Raw genomic sequence first — 15,965 nt, 5'->3', positions numbered from 1 at the left:
CTTCAAGGCAAGTGAGTCAACCAGGAGCTACACATGGCGATTGATCGTGAAACCCAGGTTTTAACCGACGCTACAGCGGCGGGCATCACCAACCCGAGGGAGCTGGCCAACTTCATGGCCCAGGTCACTCATGAATCCAACGGGCTCAACCGGCTCGAGGAGAGCTTTCGCTATACGCGAAATATCTCGCAGATTCCCGTGCAGTCGGCGTGGCGCGAAGGCCCCGACACGCTGGATGTGGCGCGCAAGCAGGCCCTGATGGGCAAGCCCGAACAGCTGGCTGAGCTGATGTACGGCGGCCGCAACGGCAACGACGAACCGGGTGACGGCTGGAAATACCACGGCCGCGGCTATATTCAACTTACCGGCAAGGATAACTATCGCGCCGCTGGCGAGGCTCTCGACCTCGACCTGGTCAAGCATCCGGAGCTGGCAGCCGACCCGCAGCACGCATCGAAGATCGCCGTCTGGTACTGGGAGAACCGTGTACCGGAAAGCGCCAGGGAGGACGTCCGTGCGGCGACCAAAGCCGTCAACGGCAAGTACAACGGCCTGGAAGATCGCGAGCACCGTTTCGAGGACTGGAAGCAGCGCCTCACACCCGAGGTGATGCATCGCCTCGCCGAGGGCCACGTCGGCCAGCCGCAGCCCGTGCATCCGACACCCGACGCGGACAAGGCCGCCCTGCTCAAGGAGGGCGCTAGCGGTGAAGACGTGCGTCTGCTTCAGGGCAGCCTGGCCCGACTTGGCTATACCGATGCGCATCATGGCGAACTTCACACCCACGGCAAGTTCGGTCCGGGCACGCGTGCCGCGGTCGAAGCGTTCCAGCGCGATCATCACCTGCCAGCCGACGGCGTGGCGGGCCCGCGCACAATGGAAGCCATCGCTCAGGCCAAGCACCAGGACGCCATCCAGCGTGCTGCGCAGTCGGGGCGGCTGGACAGTCCCATGCACCCAGACCACGCGATGTACGAACAGGCGCGTGCCGCTGTGCACGCGCTGGATGCGCAGGTCGGGCGCACACCCGACAAGCAGAGCGACCAGCTCGCCGGGGCCGTCACCGCCGAAGCGAAACGCCAGGGCCTGACGAGGATCGATCACGTCCTGCTGAGTGACGACGGGAGTCGGGCGTACGCCGTGCAAGGCGACCTCACCTCCCCTCTCAAACGCACGGCCGAAGTCGATACGGCGAAGGCCGTCAATACGCCGATCGAACAGAGCGGGGCCGCGATCGCGATAACGCCACCGCCCGCCGCTGCCCCCGCCGAAGAAAGCCGACGACAGACCCAGGATGCCGCTCCGCCACCGCACGCGCCTGACACACCGGCGCAGGGTCGCTAAGCGCATGGACGCCGTGACATCTCGCTATACGCCGCGCCACCTGGCGCTCCTCGATGGAGACACCGTATGAGCCGCGACATCTACACCGAAGCCAACGAACATTTCCTCAAGTCCGGCCGCCAGTATGAGTACGGCCGCCCGGACATGTCGCTGCGCAACCATGGCGGCGATGGCCATACCGATAGCAGCCGTACCGAGCAGGACAACGACCACGACGGCCGTCTCGGGGTCGACTGTTCGTCCTTCGTCTGGCGCGGCATGCATGACGCAGGCTATGGCGTTCCCGCCGCGCCGTTCGGCACGCACGACCTGTTCCAGGGCAACACGCCGACGGATTACGCGCGCAAACACTTCGACGTCATTCCGGGTACCGACGCCCACCAGAAGAACGGGTCGCTGCAACCCGGTGATGTCCTGATGTTCCGCGACAAGCACGGCTCAGGCCAGCATGTCGCCATCTTCAAGGGCTACGACGCCGAGGGCCATATCCATTTCATCGGCTCGCAGGTTGGCTCGGGACCCGCCGAAGTGAACGTCACCCCCGGCGGTTACTGGGATGGCAAGAACATGGAGATCGTCGGCGCCCTGCGTGCGAAGCCGGAGTTTCGTGTGCGCGAACCGCTGCATGGTCAGGGGTCGGATACTCCGACCACCTCGGCCCCTGCCGTGGCGCATTCCGGTGCGACGCACGCGACACCCTCGACACACACGCCCAACCACTCGACGCCGACGCGTGCCGCACCTACCCATGCCACGCCCGCTCACGAAGCCACATTCCGCCAAGGCGACAAGGGTGACGCTGTCCGCAACCTGCAGACCTCGCTGCAGCACCTCGGCTATCAGGACGAAAAGGGCCATAAGATCCAGCCAGACGGTGACTTCGGTGCGCACACCAGGGCAGCAGTCGAGCGCTTCCAGCGCGCCCATGGCTTGCAGCCAGACGGCATCGTAGGCCCTGCGACCAAGGAAGCCTTGCACGCGGCCACGCCTCGGCTCGACGGCACCGGCCATCCACACAACGCGCTCTACCAGCAAAGCCGCGACGCCGTGCATCGCCTGGACGCAGAGCACCAGCGTACCCCGGACCTGCGGAGTGACCAGATCGCCGGCGTCCTCACCACGAAAGCGGTTGGCGAGGGTATGACTCGCGTCGATCACGCTGTGCTGAACGACGACGCCAGCAAGGTCTACGCGGTACAAGGCGAGCTCAACTCGCCTTTCAAGAAGGTCGCGGAAGCCTCCACACAGGAGGCCGCAAACACGTCACTGGAAGAAAGCGGTCGACAATCCCTGCAGGTCGCGGCACCACAGGCACCGCAGCCTGTAGCGACCGCGCCGACGCAGGTACCGCCGTCGCAGGCTGCGAGTCCGACCGTCTGATGCTCTCCCCGAAGCTGAAAGTGGATCAACCGATGACCATCACCAAAAACCGCTCCTTCTGCTGGCCGGCCGCCGTACAAGGCCTGATCGCTGCGCTGCTCGTCGCCTCGGCCCCCGCCCTCGCGGCGACGCCGGATGCCCGCATCTACCAGTCCCTGCTGCAGACCTCGTCACCGGGCTCGAAGGTGACGTGCGGAAAGGACAAGTACGGCAATGTCGCCTGCACCATCGACAACACCGCCGTGGACGTCAACGACGACTGCACCTCGAACATGGCCTTCGGCGGCGTCACCGCTGCCCGGGGTGCAACGCTCGAGGACAATTTCCAGGCGACCTCGGCCAAGCCCGTTGCCCATGTCGGCGAGCACCAGTTGCTCTGCATCCAGGCGACTCAGCGCAAGGAAGGCGTGCTGGTTCGCGCCCTGGTCAAGGCGGTTCCCACGAAAACGGTGAAGGGATGCAAGGCTAACGAAATCTGCAAAGGCGCCGACACGCCCGTCGAGTGGAAGCGCCCTGCCACGGGTGCCGCCTGCACGCTCAAGCCCGATGGCCACTACAGCGGCGACTGCGCCACCGGCTGGGTCGACGGCAAGGAGATCGAGGAATACTCGATGGGCTTGAATCCCGAGGACACCGGCGCCTGACGCGCCTCCGCCTCGATGAACACCAATCGCTTCAAACCTACCGCGCGATTCGTCCCTAGCGCCTCTATTCGGAACGCCGGCTCGGCTGGCATCCGAAAGATCGTGCAGGTCGCCGTCCCCGGCCTGTGTCTCTTACTGACTGCATGTGGTGGAAACATGGAAGACCCAAAGATCGAACTCAATCCGCATCCGAAGATGCGTTATGCGATTACCGTGGCCATGGAGAATGCTCCGGGTCCATTCGACTCTCTGACAGCCCAAGGGCAATTCGAGATAGAGAACAAGGAGTGTGCACCGAAGCAGGCCACTTCCGGTCTTCACGTAACTCCTTTTGGGCGTTTGCCAATACAGCTCACGCGCTCGGCTGATGGTCGCTATCAGGGTGAGTTCTACATGGATGGCCTGAAAGACGAAAACTATTTCGGCCGCGACGTCTGCCACTGGACGTTGGTCGCAATCTCGGTGAGAGCCGTGGAGAAGACGACAACATTTGATGCCCCCCTATACAAGGAGCGCCTGCTCCAGGACGGTTGGGACCGTCGCTTCTTCTCCAATACCACCTATCAAAACACGCCAAAGGGGATGATCGACACAGGCAGCAAGACAAAGGAAGGCCTGCCTGACCCTGGGGCGTCATTCTCCATCTACATCAGCGCGAAGGATCGCAGCCATGACTGAACGAACGCAGGAATACGCAGTCTTGGCGGCCGGCACCTATCAGGATCTCCTGATTGGCGACGCCGTGCAGGGCGAGGCGAACTCGCCGTTCAAGAAGTTCGCCGAGGTCCCCACAGAGGTCGGCATCGCGACATCCCTCGAACAGAGCAGCCGGGATTGGCAGCAGGCCGCAGCGCAGAACACGGCACAGCAGCCTGACGTCAGCCACGCAATAGCCTCTCCGTCGCAGACAGAGGCGTCACCCGCACACTCTCCACATTCCCTGAGCCGCTAGGAGCACATGCGACCCATGATCTCCCTTCGCACCAAGGCCGCTCTCGCGGCGCTCTCCTTCACTGCCTGCTCCGCTTACGGTGCTGCCATGAACAATCCCGAGATCAAGCTCAACCCGAATCCTCGCATGCGGTACGAAGTAACCGTACGTATCGAGGACGCCCCGGGTCCGTTCGACACGGTAAATGGCACCGTCGACTACCGGGTAAGCAACGAGGACTGCGTCCCCATGACGCCGGTCACGGGCGCCACCATCCCGCCGTCGAAACGCGTCCCGCTCAAGCTGGTATCGATCGGAAACGACACCTACCGAGGCGAGCTTTTTGCCGACTTGCTTCAGGACGAAGACTATTTCGGAAAGGGCGTCTGCCATTGGTCCATAGTCGCCGCCGGCGTGGAAGCCCGGGTCAAGAAGATGGATTTCGCCGCATCGTTGCCTAAAGACCAGATCTTCGCCCACAAGCCTGTGACGCAGTATTACTCGAACCGCGCGTATGCAGAGAGCGATACCGAGCTCCTCAACACGGGCAATCTGAACAGGGCCGACTTCAAGGATCCTACGCACACCTTTTCGATCGGCCTGAGCGCTGAAGAGAAGGTCAAATGACGCCGCAGCCCAACAAACACTATGCCGGCGACTGGGCCAGCGGCTGGGTCGACGGGAAAGACATCGAAGAATATTTGATGGCTTGAATCCTGAACACACCGGGGCCTGAGAGATAGGTTCAGTGAAGACGACACACCCGAATGAGTCTCACCATATGAATGTCACAAAAAGAACGCGACTACTGCGAATCCTCGCTCTTACATCCCTGCTTTCCCTGACCTTTTCTGCTTACGGTGCGTCCATGAAGAATCCCGACATCAAGCTCAACCCGAATCCTCGCATGCGGTACGAAATCACAGCTACGGTGAAAGGTGCGCCGGGAGCCTTCGAGGCCATCGGAGGTCACGTCGACTACAAAGTCATGAATCCGGCCTGTGTTCCACTGACGCCTTACAACGGTGCCACCGTCGAACCCAAGAAGGCGCTTCCCGTGGTCTATGAGCGGACCGGCGATGGCGTCTACAAAGGCGTTGTCTACGTCGATCACGTGCAGGACGAAGATTATTTCGGCCTCGGCGTATGTCACTGGTCCATCGTAGGAGCCACAGCTGACTTCCACCACGGCCAGGTGAACTTCAGCCCGGCCATCTACCTCAAGGACATCCTTGCCGGAACAGAGGTCGTCCGGTACTTCTCCCTGCATTCGTACGAGAACGTCAGCCACGACAGTATTGATGTGGGCGCCCCCAGCAAGTCGGCATACAACGAGCCTGAGCGCACCTTTACCATCACGCTGAAAGCCGCGGAGAAGCTCCAATGAGCCCGCGCTCGACCGACTACGCCCTACTGTCTCAGGATGTTTATCACGATACCGCCAAGAACGAGACGGTAACCCTGGACGGCATCACCTACCGGGTATTGGACACCGCGAACAACGCCAACACCGGGTTCCAGGCGCAGGCCTACGTGCGCGAGGACGTGCAGCCCCAGCAGGTCATCATTGCGTATCGGGGTACCGAGTTCGATCGGGAGCCCGTTCACGATGGCGGCGTTGACGCGACGATGGTGATCGCCGGGGTAAACCTCCAAACCGCGGACGCCACCGCATTCACCGAAAAGGTCATCGCCGAGACCAACCAACTCGCCAAAGACCAGGGGCGAGCGCCCCCGGATATCACCGTAACCGGCCATTCCCTCGGCGGAACGCTCGCCGAAATCAACGCTTCGAAGTACGGCCTCAGGGGAGAGACCTTCAACGCTTACGGTGCTGCCGGGCTCCGTGAGGGTGTGCCTGAAGGTGGCTCTCAGGTCATCGATCACGTGCGCGCTGGCGATGTCGTCAGCGCGGCGAGTCCGCACTTTGGTGAAGTTCGCGTCTATGCGGCGCAGAAGGACGTCGACACCCTGACCCATGCGGGCTACCGCGATGACAGCACCATCCTCAGTCCCCGTAACCCAATCAAGGCGATCGACTTCGACTCCCACGCCATCGATAACTTCGTACCAAACAGCAAACTGCTTGGTGAGTCCATCATCAATCCGGAGAACCAGGCGCGGTACAAAGCGCACGAAGGCATGATCGACCGTTATCGCAACGACGTTGCGGACATCCGCATGGGTCTCTCTGCTGCGTGGGAGATTCCCAAAGCGATCGGCGACCTGAAGGATGCCGTCGAACATCGTGCCGCCGAGGCGCTAGGTGCGGGTGTTGTCGCGGTCGAGCACGGCGTGCAGTACGCGGTCCACGAGGCGAAGGAGGGGTTCGACCACCTCAAGGCGGGCGTCCAGCATGTCGGCCACGACATTGCCGACGGGGTCCACGCGGTAGAAGCGAAAGCCCAGGGCGCCTGGAACACCCTGACCCACCCCGGCACCTGGTTCGAACACGACAAGCCCGGCGTATCGCTCGATCACACCGCACACCCCGACCATCCGCTCTTCAAGCAGGCGCGGGAGGCGGTCCATGAGCTGGACCGCGCCCACGGCCGCCACCCCGATGTCGCCAGCGAGAACGTCGCCGGCAGCCTGGTGGTCAAAGCAAGACAGGAGGGTCTCGAACGGATCGACAAGGCCGTGCTCAGCGACGATGCCTCACGTATCTATGCCGTGCAGGGAACAGCCGACTCGCCGTTGAAGCGCATGGCCGAGATGCCGACCGAACAGGCCGCCAGTACGTCGGTCGCCGAAAGCAGCGTGCAGTGGCAGCAAGCCGCCCAACAGGCCCAGCAGCAGGCCCAGGTGGCCAGCCAGCAAATGCCAACCCACCAGGAAAGGACACAGCCCTCGCACGGCTTGTGATTCCCAGAAGCAAAGGAAAGGTAGACAGCGCATGAGTAAGACAAGGGGATATTGGGCGATCGGCCTTTTCGTGGTCGCTCTCGTCGCGGGTGAGTTGCTTTCGGGCTATCTCACCCTGCTGTTCCTCCGCCTCGGACAGATTCCGTTGCGGCTGGCGACGTATTACGAATATGTACGGGCACTCAACCTGCCCCAGGTCCGGCCCTTCGCGTGGAAAATAGAGACGGCCGGCGTGCTTGGTTTCGCCATCCCGCTCATCCTTTGGTTCGTGGTGCTGTACTTCCTCACCAGGAAGAAGAAACAGGCCATTCACGGCGATGCCCGTTTCGCCCATGGCGGCGACCTTCGCAAGCAGAAGATGCTCTCGCCCGCGCCCAACGGCATCCTCGTCGGCAAGTACAAAGGCGACCTCGTTCGCCTGCCCGGCCAGCAGTTCGTCATCCTCGCCGCCCCCACCCGTTCGGGCAAGGGCGTCGGCGTGGTGATCCCCAACCTGCTCGATTATCAGGAATCTATCGTCGTACTCGACATCAAGCAGGAGAACTTCGACCTCACCAGTGGCTGGCGTAAGTCGCAGGGTCAGGAAATTTACCTGTTCAATCCGTTCGCCGAAGATCGCCGGACACACCGCTGGAATCCGTTGAGCTACGTCTCGAGGGATCCTGCCTTCCGCGTCTCCGATCTCATGAGCATCGCCTCGATGCTCTACCCGGATGGTTCGGACGAGCAGAAGTTCTGGGTCAGCCAGGCGCGTAACGCCTTCATGGCCTTTTCGCTTTACCTCTGCGAGAAGTGGGAAGACGACGAGCGAAAGAATCGACCCATGGCCGTCCGCAGCAAGCCGACACTGGGCATGATCTACCGTCTCTCGTCCGGTGACGGCACCGACTTGCGCGAGCTGTACACCGCCCTGTCGAAGGAATCGTTCCTGAGCGCGAACGCGCAGTCCGCCTTCGCCAATATGCTGTCACAGGCCAACGAGACCTTCGCATCGATCCTTGGCACCTTCAAGGAACCGCTGAACGCCTGGATCAACCCGGTGCTGGATGCCGCGACCAGCGAGGACGACTTCCTCCTGACCGATGTGCGCAAGAAGCGCATGACGATCTACATCGGCATCCAGCCGAACAAATTGGCGGAAAGCCGCCTCATCGTGAACCTGTTCTTCAGCCAGCTGATCAACCTCAATACCAAGGAACTGCCGCAGAACAATCCGGAGCTGAAGCACCAGTGCCTGCTGCTCATGGACGAGTTCACGTCCATCGGCAAGGTGGAGATCATCGCTTCGGCGGTGTCGTACATGGCTGGCTACAATATCCGCTTGCTCCCGATCATCCAGAGCATGGCGCAGCTGGATGCCACCTATGGCAGGGACGTATCGCGCACGGTGATCACCAACCACGCGCTGCAGATCGTCTTCGCACCGCGCGAGCAGCAGGACGCCAACGACTACTCCGACATGCTCGGCTACACCACGGTACGCCGCGAGAACATCACCAAGAACAAGAACGGTGACGTATCCAGGAGCCACTCGGAAGAGAAGCGCGCGCTGATGCTCCCGCAGGAACTGAAGTCGATGGGCACGGACAAGGAAGTGTTCCTGTACGAAGGCATTCCACATCCGGTGATGTGCGAGAAGATCCGGTATTACGAAGACAAGTATTTCACTTCACGGTTGATGCCAAAAGCGACCGTGACACCACTTACCATATGAGTTGCAACACGTCGCCCCGATGGACGACATCTTCTTCAGGGAACAAGGAAAGCACGATGTCTGATTCACGTCACCCTGGGCGCGCTCGCGCCGCCCGCCTTCTGGCCGTAAGCCTGACCCTCGCACTGGCGCCCTGCGCTGCCGTGCACGCCGCCGATGCCTGTGAGGCTTCGTTTCAGGCCGGCGGCGACGAGGCCACCGGCCTGGTCTTCGATACCCGCATCAAGATTCCGCAATTGCGCGTTAGCGATGCGCTTATGAAAATGCGAGACATCGCGACGGCGGATGGCTTTGAGGTCGGCAAGGACGTCATCGGCAATGGGAAAGGCATGCTCATGCTGGTGCAAAGGCCCGGCAAGAAGACCCGCCCGTTCGGCATCGAAGTAAATGCAAACGACCAGGGCACCGTCTCGATGACTGCTCACATGCCTCCGGGCATGCAAGCGACGTCCGAAAACATCCGCCCGGCGATGTGCGGCATGCTGGCCCGACTGCAGTCGTCGGGTGGTGAGACGGGTGGTGGCACGTCGCTCGGATCGCTTGCAACACGCAGTGACACGTCCGCGCCGGCCGCGGCTGGTGGGACGATGCCGGCCCCGGTCACGCCTGAAGAGTCTTCGCGCATCTGCACGGCGAACGTCGAGGGTCTGACTGGCGAGGTGGACGACACGCGTCCGGTTTTCGCAACGTGGACGCTCGGCCCCGGTGGCGACGACGCGCGTGCCGCTCTTGAACGCGTGAAGAAGGGCGCCGGCGGCATGTCCGATCTAAGGGTCGGAAACGATAGCTACGCTGGCAAGATCGGCCGCCTCGACGTTGATGTCGTCTTGACGTCGTCGTACGTCGACTCAAGCTCCAGTAGCAAGGACGGTGAAACGCCGCCCTTCCCTGTCCACATCGAATACGACGCTGGCATGGCGGCTATTTCACTCACTGCTCAACCGAGGGCGGGTCGCAAGATGAACGCGGGGCGCATCGGCTATCTCATGTGCACGCTAGCGGCCATGGCCAATCAGGCGGCCAAGCCAGAGAAGCCCAGAGGCTACCTCAGCCGGGCCCTCATTCCTTCATTCAACCGCGATCGGAGGGAAGCCGAGGGCAAGACCTCGCTACAGAGTCAGTCGCATGAAGCGCTCTATAAGCGCGCCATCTATGCTGGCAAGGCTTTCGTGATCACGCCCGCAGTGGACCTGAAAGACAAGTACGGTTCCATGACACAGAGCCAGAAGCGCGAAAAGGCCCTGATCGACTATTGGGTAGATGCGACGGCCGTCACCATGTGGCAGGACCGTGCACATCCGGACAACCAGTTGACAACCGGCTATGGCGCGAACGAGTTCGCCGAAGGCTTCAGGGGCTGGACTGCCGCCATCCCCTGGCACGATAGCTTGTACACCGTCTATTTCGTGGACCCCGGCACGTATGACTTGAAGAAGGCCTCACTCGAGCTGCGGCGCGCCTCCCTCCCGACGACAACCGAGAGCCACGCGACCACTTCACCTAAGATCGGCACGGTGACGCTTGCCGCGACACTGGACACCGAGTATTACCGCACGCAGGAATGGAAGAGTGCCGATTACCGAACGACCATGGTCGACCAGCCCTATTGTGTGACGCAGCCCAATGGCAGTGGTTGCGCATATGTCGCCCACGAGCAGGTGGCGAATACTGAGATGGTCTCCCCCGCCCATTACGAGGACGTCTCTCACAAGCGCGCCGCTGGAGGCCTGGCGGTGAGCGCGACACTGACGCGGCCGTTCGCCAGCTTCACCGTGACACCCGGTGACGTCGCGCTTATCGACGGTTTCTGGGCAGACGCCGATAGTGCCGCTATCGATACGAATGCGTGCAAGAAGGACGACTCGGACACGATTACCTGTGCCATCACGCGGTTCAGTCTCTGGCGCGTACCCGCCATGGCTAACGCGGCTGCCATGGGTCGCCAGGCCACGGCGGACGTCGCGCCCGTAAAGTCAGGCATCTTCGCAGACGCCCATCCCGTGCCAGTACAGGTCACCGCCAAACCGACGGATGCAAATCCGAGCGCCATCGAAGCGCCGGGGGCCAAACGGTACGTGATCGACGCGAAATAGGTCTGACTACTTGTACTCATGTATAGCGGAGGCGGCGCCGACGATGGCCCCGACTATTGCATGCGCCCCGGGAAGGCTGAGGTCATGGACGTCAACAGTTCAAAGATCCTTTACTTTGCGACCGCGAATGCCACCGACATCTCCGACGTACCCGCCTATGGATACACCCAGGCGCAAACGGGCCTCATGGGCGTCTGCAAGATCCGCCTGGGTGGTAAGCAGGGCTGGGCGTTCATCGCCATGGAGCCAGCCATGACGTTCGGCTCCGCCGGCGAATGCGGTTGCCGTGATGCGCCCATTGAGAAGCTCAGTAAAAAAGACGAACGACTTCGGCGAATAAATGCGGACTGAATAAATCAGGTGACCCGAAAACGTCTTCCGACAAAACCGTCGCAACTGGCTGACGAAATGGGAGTTTCTTCGAGCGTCTTCCGACAAAAGCGAACGTGCTGCCTGAAGAAATATCTCAGGCATGAGCACTCGAACTTACGTCGATCAGCGGGGCAAAGACGGCAATATCTGCTACCGATTGCAGCCCCTACAGACAACCCAAACTTGTTTTGCTAGGGTCACATCGTTGCTCGCGTCATCGACAAGAACACGTCGCGGGCAACCATCGCTCGATGCGGTGAGAAGCGCGGGCCAAGGGTGCCTTAGGAACACCCCTGACCCACTAACCAAACCAACTACTATCGGAGTTGATCATGGCTGCCCACCATTCTACGGCACTCGCCCGCCCGCCAGATCCCCAAGGCGGCACCCCCAGCGGAAACCGGGCCGTCTGCATCTAGCGCAGACACGGTTGAAGAACCGCGGCGTTCGTCGTTTGCATCAGAATTTTCTTGGCCGTGGCACCCGGCACGTTGCCGGCTGGCCGAAGAAAACGCGCTAACGCCGCTTACCACTTCATTCAATCAGCCGCCCGGCGTCCGGTCACGGACAGCCGGTGAAACCGCGGGTCCGATGGGCCGCGGCACGTCGCGCTCTTGCCCGGCGTGCCGCGTTTGGAAACGCGCGGCGGACACACAAGGAGCAGGCAATGCTTATGGAAACCGATGCCAACGCGCATGAGCTGTTGAACGAGGCCACCGAGTGGTTGCAGTACTCTCGTGGCGTGACTCAGTTGTTGGCTGAGCTGGTGCACGAATCCGAGGATCTGGATTGCGCACAGATGTCGTTGGCGCTGGATGCGATCGGAGCGATGACGCAGAGGGGACTTTGGTGTTTGGCTGAGGGGCGTGCGGGGTTGCATGTGGCTGCGGCGGTGGGGTGAACCCGGATCGCCGATGAATCGGCTCCTACAAGGGGCGGCGGGCTGTTTGAACAACCACCTTGTCGCGCCTGATCACTTCCCGGAACACGCCACTCGTCGAGGCCCAGTCCACCACATCAACCTTCCACGGGAGGTCGGATTCCGAGAACTGTTCGACCAGTGCCGCATGCAGCTCCAGGGCGAGCGGCTCGGTGGTAATAATGGCGAGGTCAAGATCGGAGAATGGCTTCGCGGTGCGTTTGGCACGCGAGCCAAAGGCCCAGACGTCGTAGTGCGGCACGTATTCCCGCAGGATGTCAGCGACAAGAGCCCACTGTTCGGGGCGAATGTCGATCTCGGGAACAGCCATGCCCTCGCCGCTCATGTGTTGGCGGCGCTCAATCGTTGCCACAGGTCCGCCGCTTCCTCAATGAAATCCGGAATGCCGCCCACGACCTGAAGCGCTACGTCCTCGGAATAGGTGTGACTAGTCCTGGCACGCATGTCCCGATATTTCCGCCATGCCGGCCAATCGCCGCGCAGCAGACCGCGTTCGTTGCCACTACGAATCAGTTCCTGGAATGGCATGGCGTCCACTTCGGCAGGGTTGGCGGATGTCACTTCGAGAAAGCGCTTGAGCATTTTGTGGCTGATTTCATACGTGAATTCGAAGCGCTGAATCAGACCATCGCGAATCTGGGTATCGGTAATGTCCTCCTGATAGCGGACCCAGCCCTCGCGCAGCCGAGCCACCGCGCGCTCCAACGGCGTCAGATCCAACACATGGCTACTCATTCCTGCACTCCTTCGTCCACCGACCGCGCGACGCCATAGTGTCAGGCATCCGTCGAAGGAAGTGGTAGAGGCGGAGAGGTAAGCCCGGATCGCCGATGAATCGGCTCCTACGGGGGAGCGGGGGCCTGCGAGGCCCGGTATCATGGGCGATCTGCGCGCCAGAGTGGCGCGCCCTCGGCATTGAACCTCGGAAAATCATGGCTTTAGCAGAAGACACCTCGATTGGCGCCGGGCATACGCCCTTCATGCGCCAGTACCTGGCGGCCAAGGCCGAGCACCCGGACATCCTGCTGTTTTTCCGGATGGGCGACTTCTACGAGCTCTTCTACGACGACGCCCGCAAGGCGGCCCGTCTGCTCGATATCACCCTGACCCAGCGCGGCCAGTCGGCCGGCGCGCCGATCCCCATGGCGGGCGTGCCCTACCACGCCGTCGAGAACTACCTTGCGCGCCTGGTGAAGCTGGGCGAGTCGGTGGCGCTGTGCGAGCAGATCGGCGATCCCGCGCTGTCGAAGGGCCCGGTCAAGCGCGAGGTCGTGCGCATCGTCACCCCGGGTACGGTGACCGACGCCGCGCTGATGGAAGAGCGCCGCGACAACCTGCTGCTCTCCATCGCCGCCGGCCAGACAGGCTACGGTCTCGCCTGGGTGGACCTTTCGACCGGCCGCTTCCTGCTCACCGAAGTGGGCAGCGCCGAAGGCCTCGCGGCCGAACTCGCACGCCTGCAACCAGCGGAGACCCTCGTCGGCGAAGATGTCGCGTGGCCCAAGCTCGTCTCCACGTTGCCCGGCCTGCGTAAGCGCCAGCCCTGGCATTTCGACGGCGACGCCGCGCGACGCGAGCTGTGCCGTTTCTTCAAGACGCGTGATCTGCTCGGCTTCGGCGTGGACGGCATGCCGTTGGCCGTTGCCGCAGCCGGCTGCCTGCTCGGCTATGTCGAGGAAACCCAGAAGGCCGCCCTGCCCCATCTCACCGGCATGGCCGTGGAAAACGCGGGTGAGACGATCGCGATGGACGCCGCCACGCGGCGCAACCTCGAGATCGATACGCACCAGAGCGGTCGCGTGGAGAACACCCTGCTCGGCGTACTCGACGAAACGGTCACGCCGATGGGCGCGCGGCTGATGCGTCGCTGGCTCAACCGCCCGCTGCGCGACCGTCAGGTGCTGCGTGGTCGGCACCAGGCCATCGGCAGCCTGATTGATGCGCGCCGTCATGCCACGCTGCGCGAACGCCTGCGCGGCATCGGCGATCTCGAACGCATTCTCGCGCGCGTCGCCCTGCGCTCGGCGCGCCCGCGTGACTTGTCCACCCTGCGCGACGGCCTCGCTGCGGCACCGTCGCTGCGCGAGGATATCGCTGGCCTCGATAGCCCGCTGCTGCACAGCCTCGTCGAACGCATCGGCGATCACGCCGACACCGCCGCCCTGCTCGCTCGCGCCGTGATCGCGCAGCCGCCCGCGCTGCTGCGCGATGGTGGTGTACTGGCCGAAGGCTACGATGACGAACTCGATGAACTGCGCCAGCTCTCCACCAACGCCGATCAGTTCCTGGTCGACATGGAAGAGCGTGAAAAGGCGGCCAGCGGTATCTCGTCGCTGAAGGTCGGCTACAACCGCGTGCACGGCTATTACATCGAGATCACCAAGGCGCATTCCGAAAAGGCGCCGCAGCACTACACGCGGCGGCAGACCACGAAGAACGCGGAGCGCTACATCACGGAAGAGCTCAAGCAGTTCGAAGACAAGGTGCTCTCGGCGAAGGAGCGCTCGCTGATGCGCGAGCGCGCGCTCTACGAATTGCTGCTGGACAAGCTCACCGATCGCCTTGCCGAACTGAAGATCGCGGCGACCGCCATGGCCGAACTCGACGTGCTCGCGAATCTCGCCGAGCGCGCCGAAACGCTGGACTGGGCAGCGCCCGCACTTACCGACGAACAAGGCATCCACATCGAGCGCGGCCGCCACCCGGTGGTCGAGAAGGTGCGCGACGAACCGTTCGAGCCGAACGACCTCGTGCTGGACCGGAGCCGTCGCATGCTGGTCATCACCGGCCCGAACATGGGCGGTAAATCCACCTATATGCGGCAGAATGCGCTCATCGTGCTGCTGGCCCATGTCGGCAGCTACGTACCGGCGTCCGCCGCAACCATCGGCCCGATCGATCGCATCTTCACCCGCATCGGTGCGGGCGACGATCTCTCCCGCGGCCAGTCCACCTTTATGGTCGAGATGAGCGAGACAGCGAACATCCTGCACAACGCCACCGAATGCAGCCTCGTACTGATGGACGAGGTCGGTCGCGGTACCAGCACCTACGACGGGCTTTCGCTCGCGCGTGCGGCGGCCGTCCATCTGGCCGCCACGAGCTGCGCGTTCACGCTGTTCGCCACGCACTACTTCGAGCTGACCGAACTGGCACAGGACTTCCGGACCATCGCCAATGTGCATCTGGATGCCGTCGAGTACGGCGACCAGCTGGTCTTCATGCACACCGTGAAGGATGGCCCGGCCAACCGCAGCTTCGGCTTGCAGGTGGCCGCGCTGGCCGGCTTGCCCAAGGCGGTGATCGCCGATGCACGCCGTTATCTGGCGGCGCTCGAGCAAGGTCACGAGGTGACCGTCGCCGTCGCGACGCCGCCTGCCGCGACGCCGCAGATGGGTCTGTTCGCGCCATCCCTGCCGTCGCCGGTCGAGGAGGCGCTTCGCGCCATGGATCCGGACGGACTCTCGCCGCGCGACGCGCTGGACCGCCTCTACAAGCTCAAGAAAATGCTGCAGTGAACCATTGAGACACCCTATCGGGTCGATCTGAACAATCGAATTCCCCTCTGGGTGGCAGCTTCCTATAGTGAACTCGCGGTCTGAGCCATCGGCTCACCCGCAACGGGGCTTACGACTCTCCATCTTCCCGCCCCGTCACGTCCCCCGCCTCATCCCGCGTCAGC

At 62.5% G+C, this 15,965-nt stretch carries 15 protein-coding genes; 13 read left to right on the top strand and 2 right to left on the bottom strand.

From position 1 onward, the window contains the following. Positions 1-33: 33 nt before the first annotated feature. The 12 genes from HB634_RS05940 to HB634_RS05885 all read left to right on the top strand — a co-directional run bounded on the left by HB634_RS05940 (position 34) and on the right by HB634_RS05885 (position 12,244). Positions 34-1,344 carry an XVIPCD domain-containing protein gene (locus HB634_RS05940; RefSeq protein WP_213947917.1) on the top strand — a complete coding sequence of 437 codons (1,311 nt, stop codon included), beginning with the start codon at positions 34-36 and terminating at the stop codon, positions 1,342-1,344. A 66-nt stretch (positions 1,345-1,410) separates the two neighbouring features. Continuing rightward, on the top strand, positions 1,411-2,724 hold the full coding sequence (locus HB634_RS05935; protein WP_213947916.1) for an XVIPCD domain-containing protein: 1,314 nt from the start codon (positions 1,411-1,413) through the stop codon (positions 2,722-2,724). Between the two features lie 32 nt (positions 2,725-2,756). Further along, positions 2,757-3,368: a hypothetical protein gene (locus tag HB634_RS05930; protein ID WP_213947915.1), complete on the top strand. Its 612-nt coding sequence runs from the start codon at positions 2,757-2,759 to the stop codon at positions 3,366-3,368. Between the two features lie 15 nt (positions 3,369-3,383). Continuing rightward, on the top strand, positions 3,384-4,046 hold the full coding sequence (locus tag HB634_RS05925; RefSeq protein ID WP_213947914.1) for a hypothetical protein: 663 nt from the start codon (positions 3,384-3,386) through the stop codon (positions 4,044-4,046). Beyond that, a complete protein-coding gene (locus HB634_RS05920; protein WP_213947913.1) occupies positions 4,039-4,320 on the top strand; it encodes a hypothetical protein in 282 nt (93 codons plus the stop codon). The genes HB634_RS05925 and HB634_RS05920 overlap by 8 nt, the downstream gene beginning before the upstream one ends. 87 nt (positions 4,321-4,407) lie before the next feature. Continuing rightward, positions 4,408-4,926 carry a hypothetical protein gene (locus HB634_RS05915; RefSeq protein ID WP_213947912.1) on the top strand — a complete coding sequence of 173 codons (519 nt, stop codon included), beginning with the start codon at positions 4,408-4,410 and terminating at the stop codon, positions 4,924-4,926. A 241-nt stretch (positions 4,927-5,167) separates the two neighbouring features. After that, a complete protein-coding gene (locus HB634_RS05910) occupies positions 5,168-5,686 on the top strand; it encodes a hypothetical protein (RefSeq protein WP_213947911.1) in 519 nt (172 codons plus the stop codon). Then, the gene (locus HB634_RS05905) at positions 5,683-7,164 is read left to right on the top strand and encodes an XVIPCD domain-containing protein (RefSeq protein WP_213947910.1); all 1,482 of its coding nucleotides are present in this window, start codon (positions 5,683-5,685) and stop codon (positions 7,162-7,164) included. The genes HB634_RS05910 and HB634_RS05905 overlap by 4 nt, the downstream gene beginning before the upstream one ends. 31 nt (positions 7,165-7,195) lie before the next feature. Then, the gene (locus tag HB634_RS05900; protein ID WP_213947909.1) at positions 7,196-8,878 is read left to right on the top strand and encodes a type IV secretory system conjugative DNA transfer family protein; all 1,683 of its coding nucleotides are present in this window, start codon (positions 7,196-7,198) and stop codon (positions 8,876-8,878) included. Positions 8,879-8,934: 56 nt separating this feature from the next. Continuing rightward, on the top strand, positions 8,935-10,971 hold the full coding sequence (locus HB634_RS05895; RefSeq protein WP_213947908.1) for a hypothetical protein: 2,037 nt from the start codon (positions 8,935-8,937) through the stop codon (positions 10,969-10,971). A gap of 84 nt (positions 10,972-11,055) precedes the next feature. Then, complete coding sequence (locus HB634_RS05890) at positions 11,056-11,322, top strand: hypothetical protein (RefSeq protein ID WP_213947907.1); 267 nt, start codon at positions 11,056-11,058, stop codon at positions 11,320-11,322. Positions 11,323-12,016: 694 nt separating this feature from the next. Then, entirely contained in the window at positions 12,017-12,244 is a 228-nt protein-coding gene (locus HB634_RS05885; protein ID WP_213947906.1) for a hypothetical protein, read from the top strand. 25 nt (positions 12,245-12,269) lie between these two features. On the opposite strand, the gene HB634_RS05880 is transcribed toward HB634_RS05885, so the two are convergent. Both HB634_RS05880 and HB634_RS05875 read right to left on the bottom strand, forming a co-directional pair. Further along, a complete protein-coding gene (locus HB634_RS05880; RefSeq protein ID WP_213947905.1) occupies positions 12,270-12,593 on the bottom strand; it encodes a nucleotidyltransferase domain-containing protein in 324 nt (107 codons plus the stop codon). Positions 12,594-12,604: 11 nt separating this feature from the next. Continuing rightward, a complete protein-coding gene (locus HB634_RS05875; RefSeq protein ID WP_213947904.1) occupies positions 12,605-13,018 on the bottom strand; it encodes a nucleotidyltransferase substrate binding protein in 414 nt (137 codons plus the stop codon). Between the two features lie 197 nt (positions 13,019-13,215). Between HB634_RS05875 and mutS the strand changes: the two genes are divergently transcribed. Next, a complete protein-coding gene (mutS, locus tag HB634_RS05870; RefSeq protein WP_255548401.1) occupies positions 13,216-15,801 on the top strand; it encodes a DNA mismatch repair protein MutS in 2,586 nt (861 codons plus the stop codon). Positions 15,802-15,965 lie beyond the last annotated feature (164 nt).

The organism is Luteibacter sp. dw_328 (assembly GCF_018449605.1).
GTDB lineage: Bacteria > Pseudomonadota > Gammaproteobacteria > Xanthomonadales > Rhodanobacteraceae > Luteibacter.
This window is presented reverse-complemented; position numbering and strand designations above follow the sequence as displayed.

What these genes read in the sequence shown, in the direction of transcription:
- HB634_RS05895 (WP_213947908.1), top strand. Translation starts at nt 8,935, where the DNA reads ATGTCTGATTCACGTCACCCTGGGCGCGCTCGCGCCGCCCGCCTTCTG.
- HB634_RS05920 (WP_213947913.1), top strand. Translation starts at nt 4,039, where the DNA reads ATGACTGAACGAACGCAGGAATACGCAGTCTTGGCGGCCGGCACCTAT.
- HB634_RS05925 (WP_213947914.1), top strand. Translation starts at nt 3,384, where the DNA reads ATGAACACCAATCGCTTCAAACCTACCGCGCGATTCGTCCCTAGCGCC.
- HB634_RS05915 (WP_213947912.1), top strand. Translation starts at nt 4,408, where the DNA reads ATGAACAATCCCGAGATCAAGCTCAACCCGAATCCTCGCATGCGGTAC.
- mutS (WP_255548401.1), top strand. Translation starts at nt 13,216, where the DNA reads ATGGCTTTAGCAGAAGACACCTCGATTGGCGCCGGGCATACGCCCTTC.
- HB634_RS05940 (WP_213947917.1), top strand. Translation starts at nt 34, where the DNA reads ATGGCGATTGATCGTGAAACCCAGGTTTTAACCGACGCTACAGCGGCG.
- HB634_RS05935 (WP_213947916.1), top strand. Translation starts at nt 1,411, where the DNA reads ATGAGCCGCGACATCTACACCGAAGCCAACGAACATTTCCTCAAGTCC.
- HB634_RS05875 (WP_213947904.1), bottom strand. Translation starts at nt 13,018, where the DNA reads ATGAGTAGCCATGTGTTGGATCTGACGCCGTTGGAGCGCGCGGTGGCT.
- HB634_RS05905 (WP_213947910.1), top strand. Translation starts at nt 5,683, where the DNA reads ATGAGCCCGCGCTCGACCGACTACGCCCTACTGTCTCAGGATGTTTAT.
- HB634_RS05910 (WP_213947911.1), top strand. Translation starts at nt 5,168, where the DNA reads ATGAAGAATCCCGACATCAAGCTCAACCCGAATCCTCGCATGCGGTAC.
- HB634_RS05930 (WP_213947915.1), top strand. Translation starts at nt 2,757, where the DNA reads ATGACCATCACCAAAAACCGCTCCTTCTGCTGGCCGGCCGCCGTACAA.
- HB634_RS05880 (WP_213947905.1), bottom strand. Translation starts at nt 12,593, where the DNA reads ATGGCTGTTCCCGAGATCGACATTCGCCCCGAACAGTGGGCTCTTGTC.
- HB634_RS05890 (WP_213947907.1), top strand. Translation starts at nt 11,056, where the DNA reads ATGGACGTCAACAGTTCAAAGATCCTTTACTTTGCGACCGCGAATGCC.
- HB634_RS05885 (WP_213947906.1), top strand. Translation starts at nt 12,017, where the DNA reads ATGGAAACCGATGCCAACGCGCATGAGCTGTTGAACGAGGCCACCGAG.
- HB634_RS05900 (WP_213947909.1), top strand. Translation starts at nt 7,196, where the DNA reads ATGAGTAAGACAAGGGGATATTGGGCGATCGGCCTTTTCGTGGTCGCT.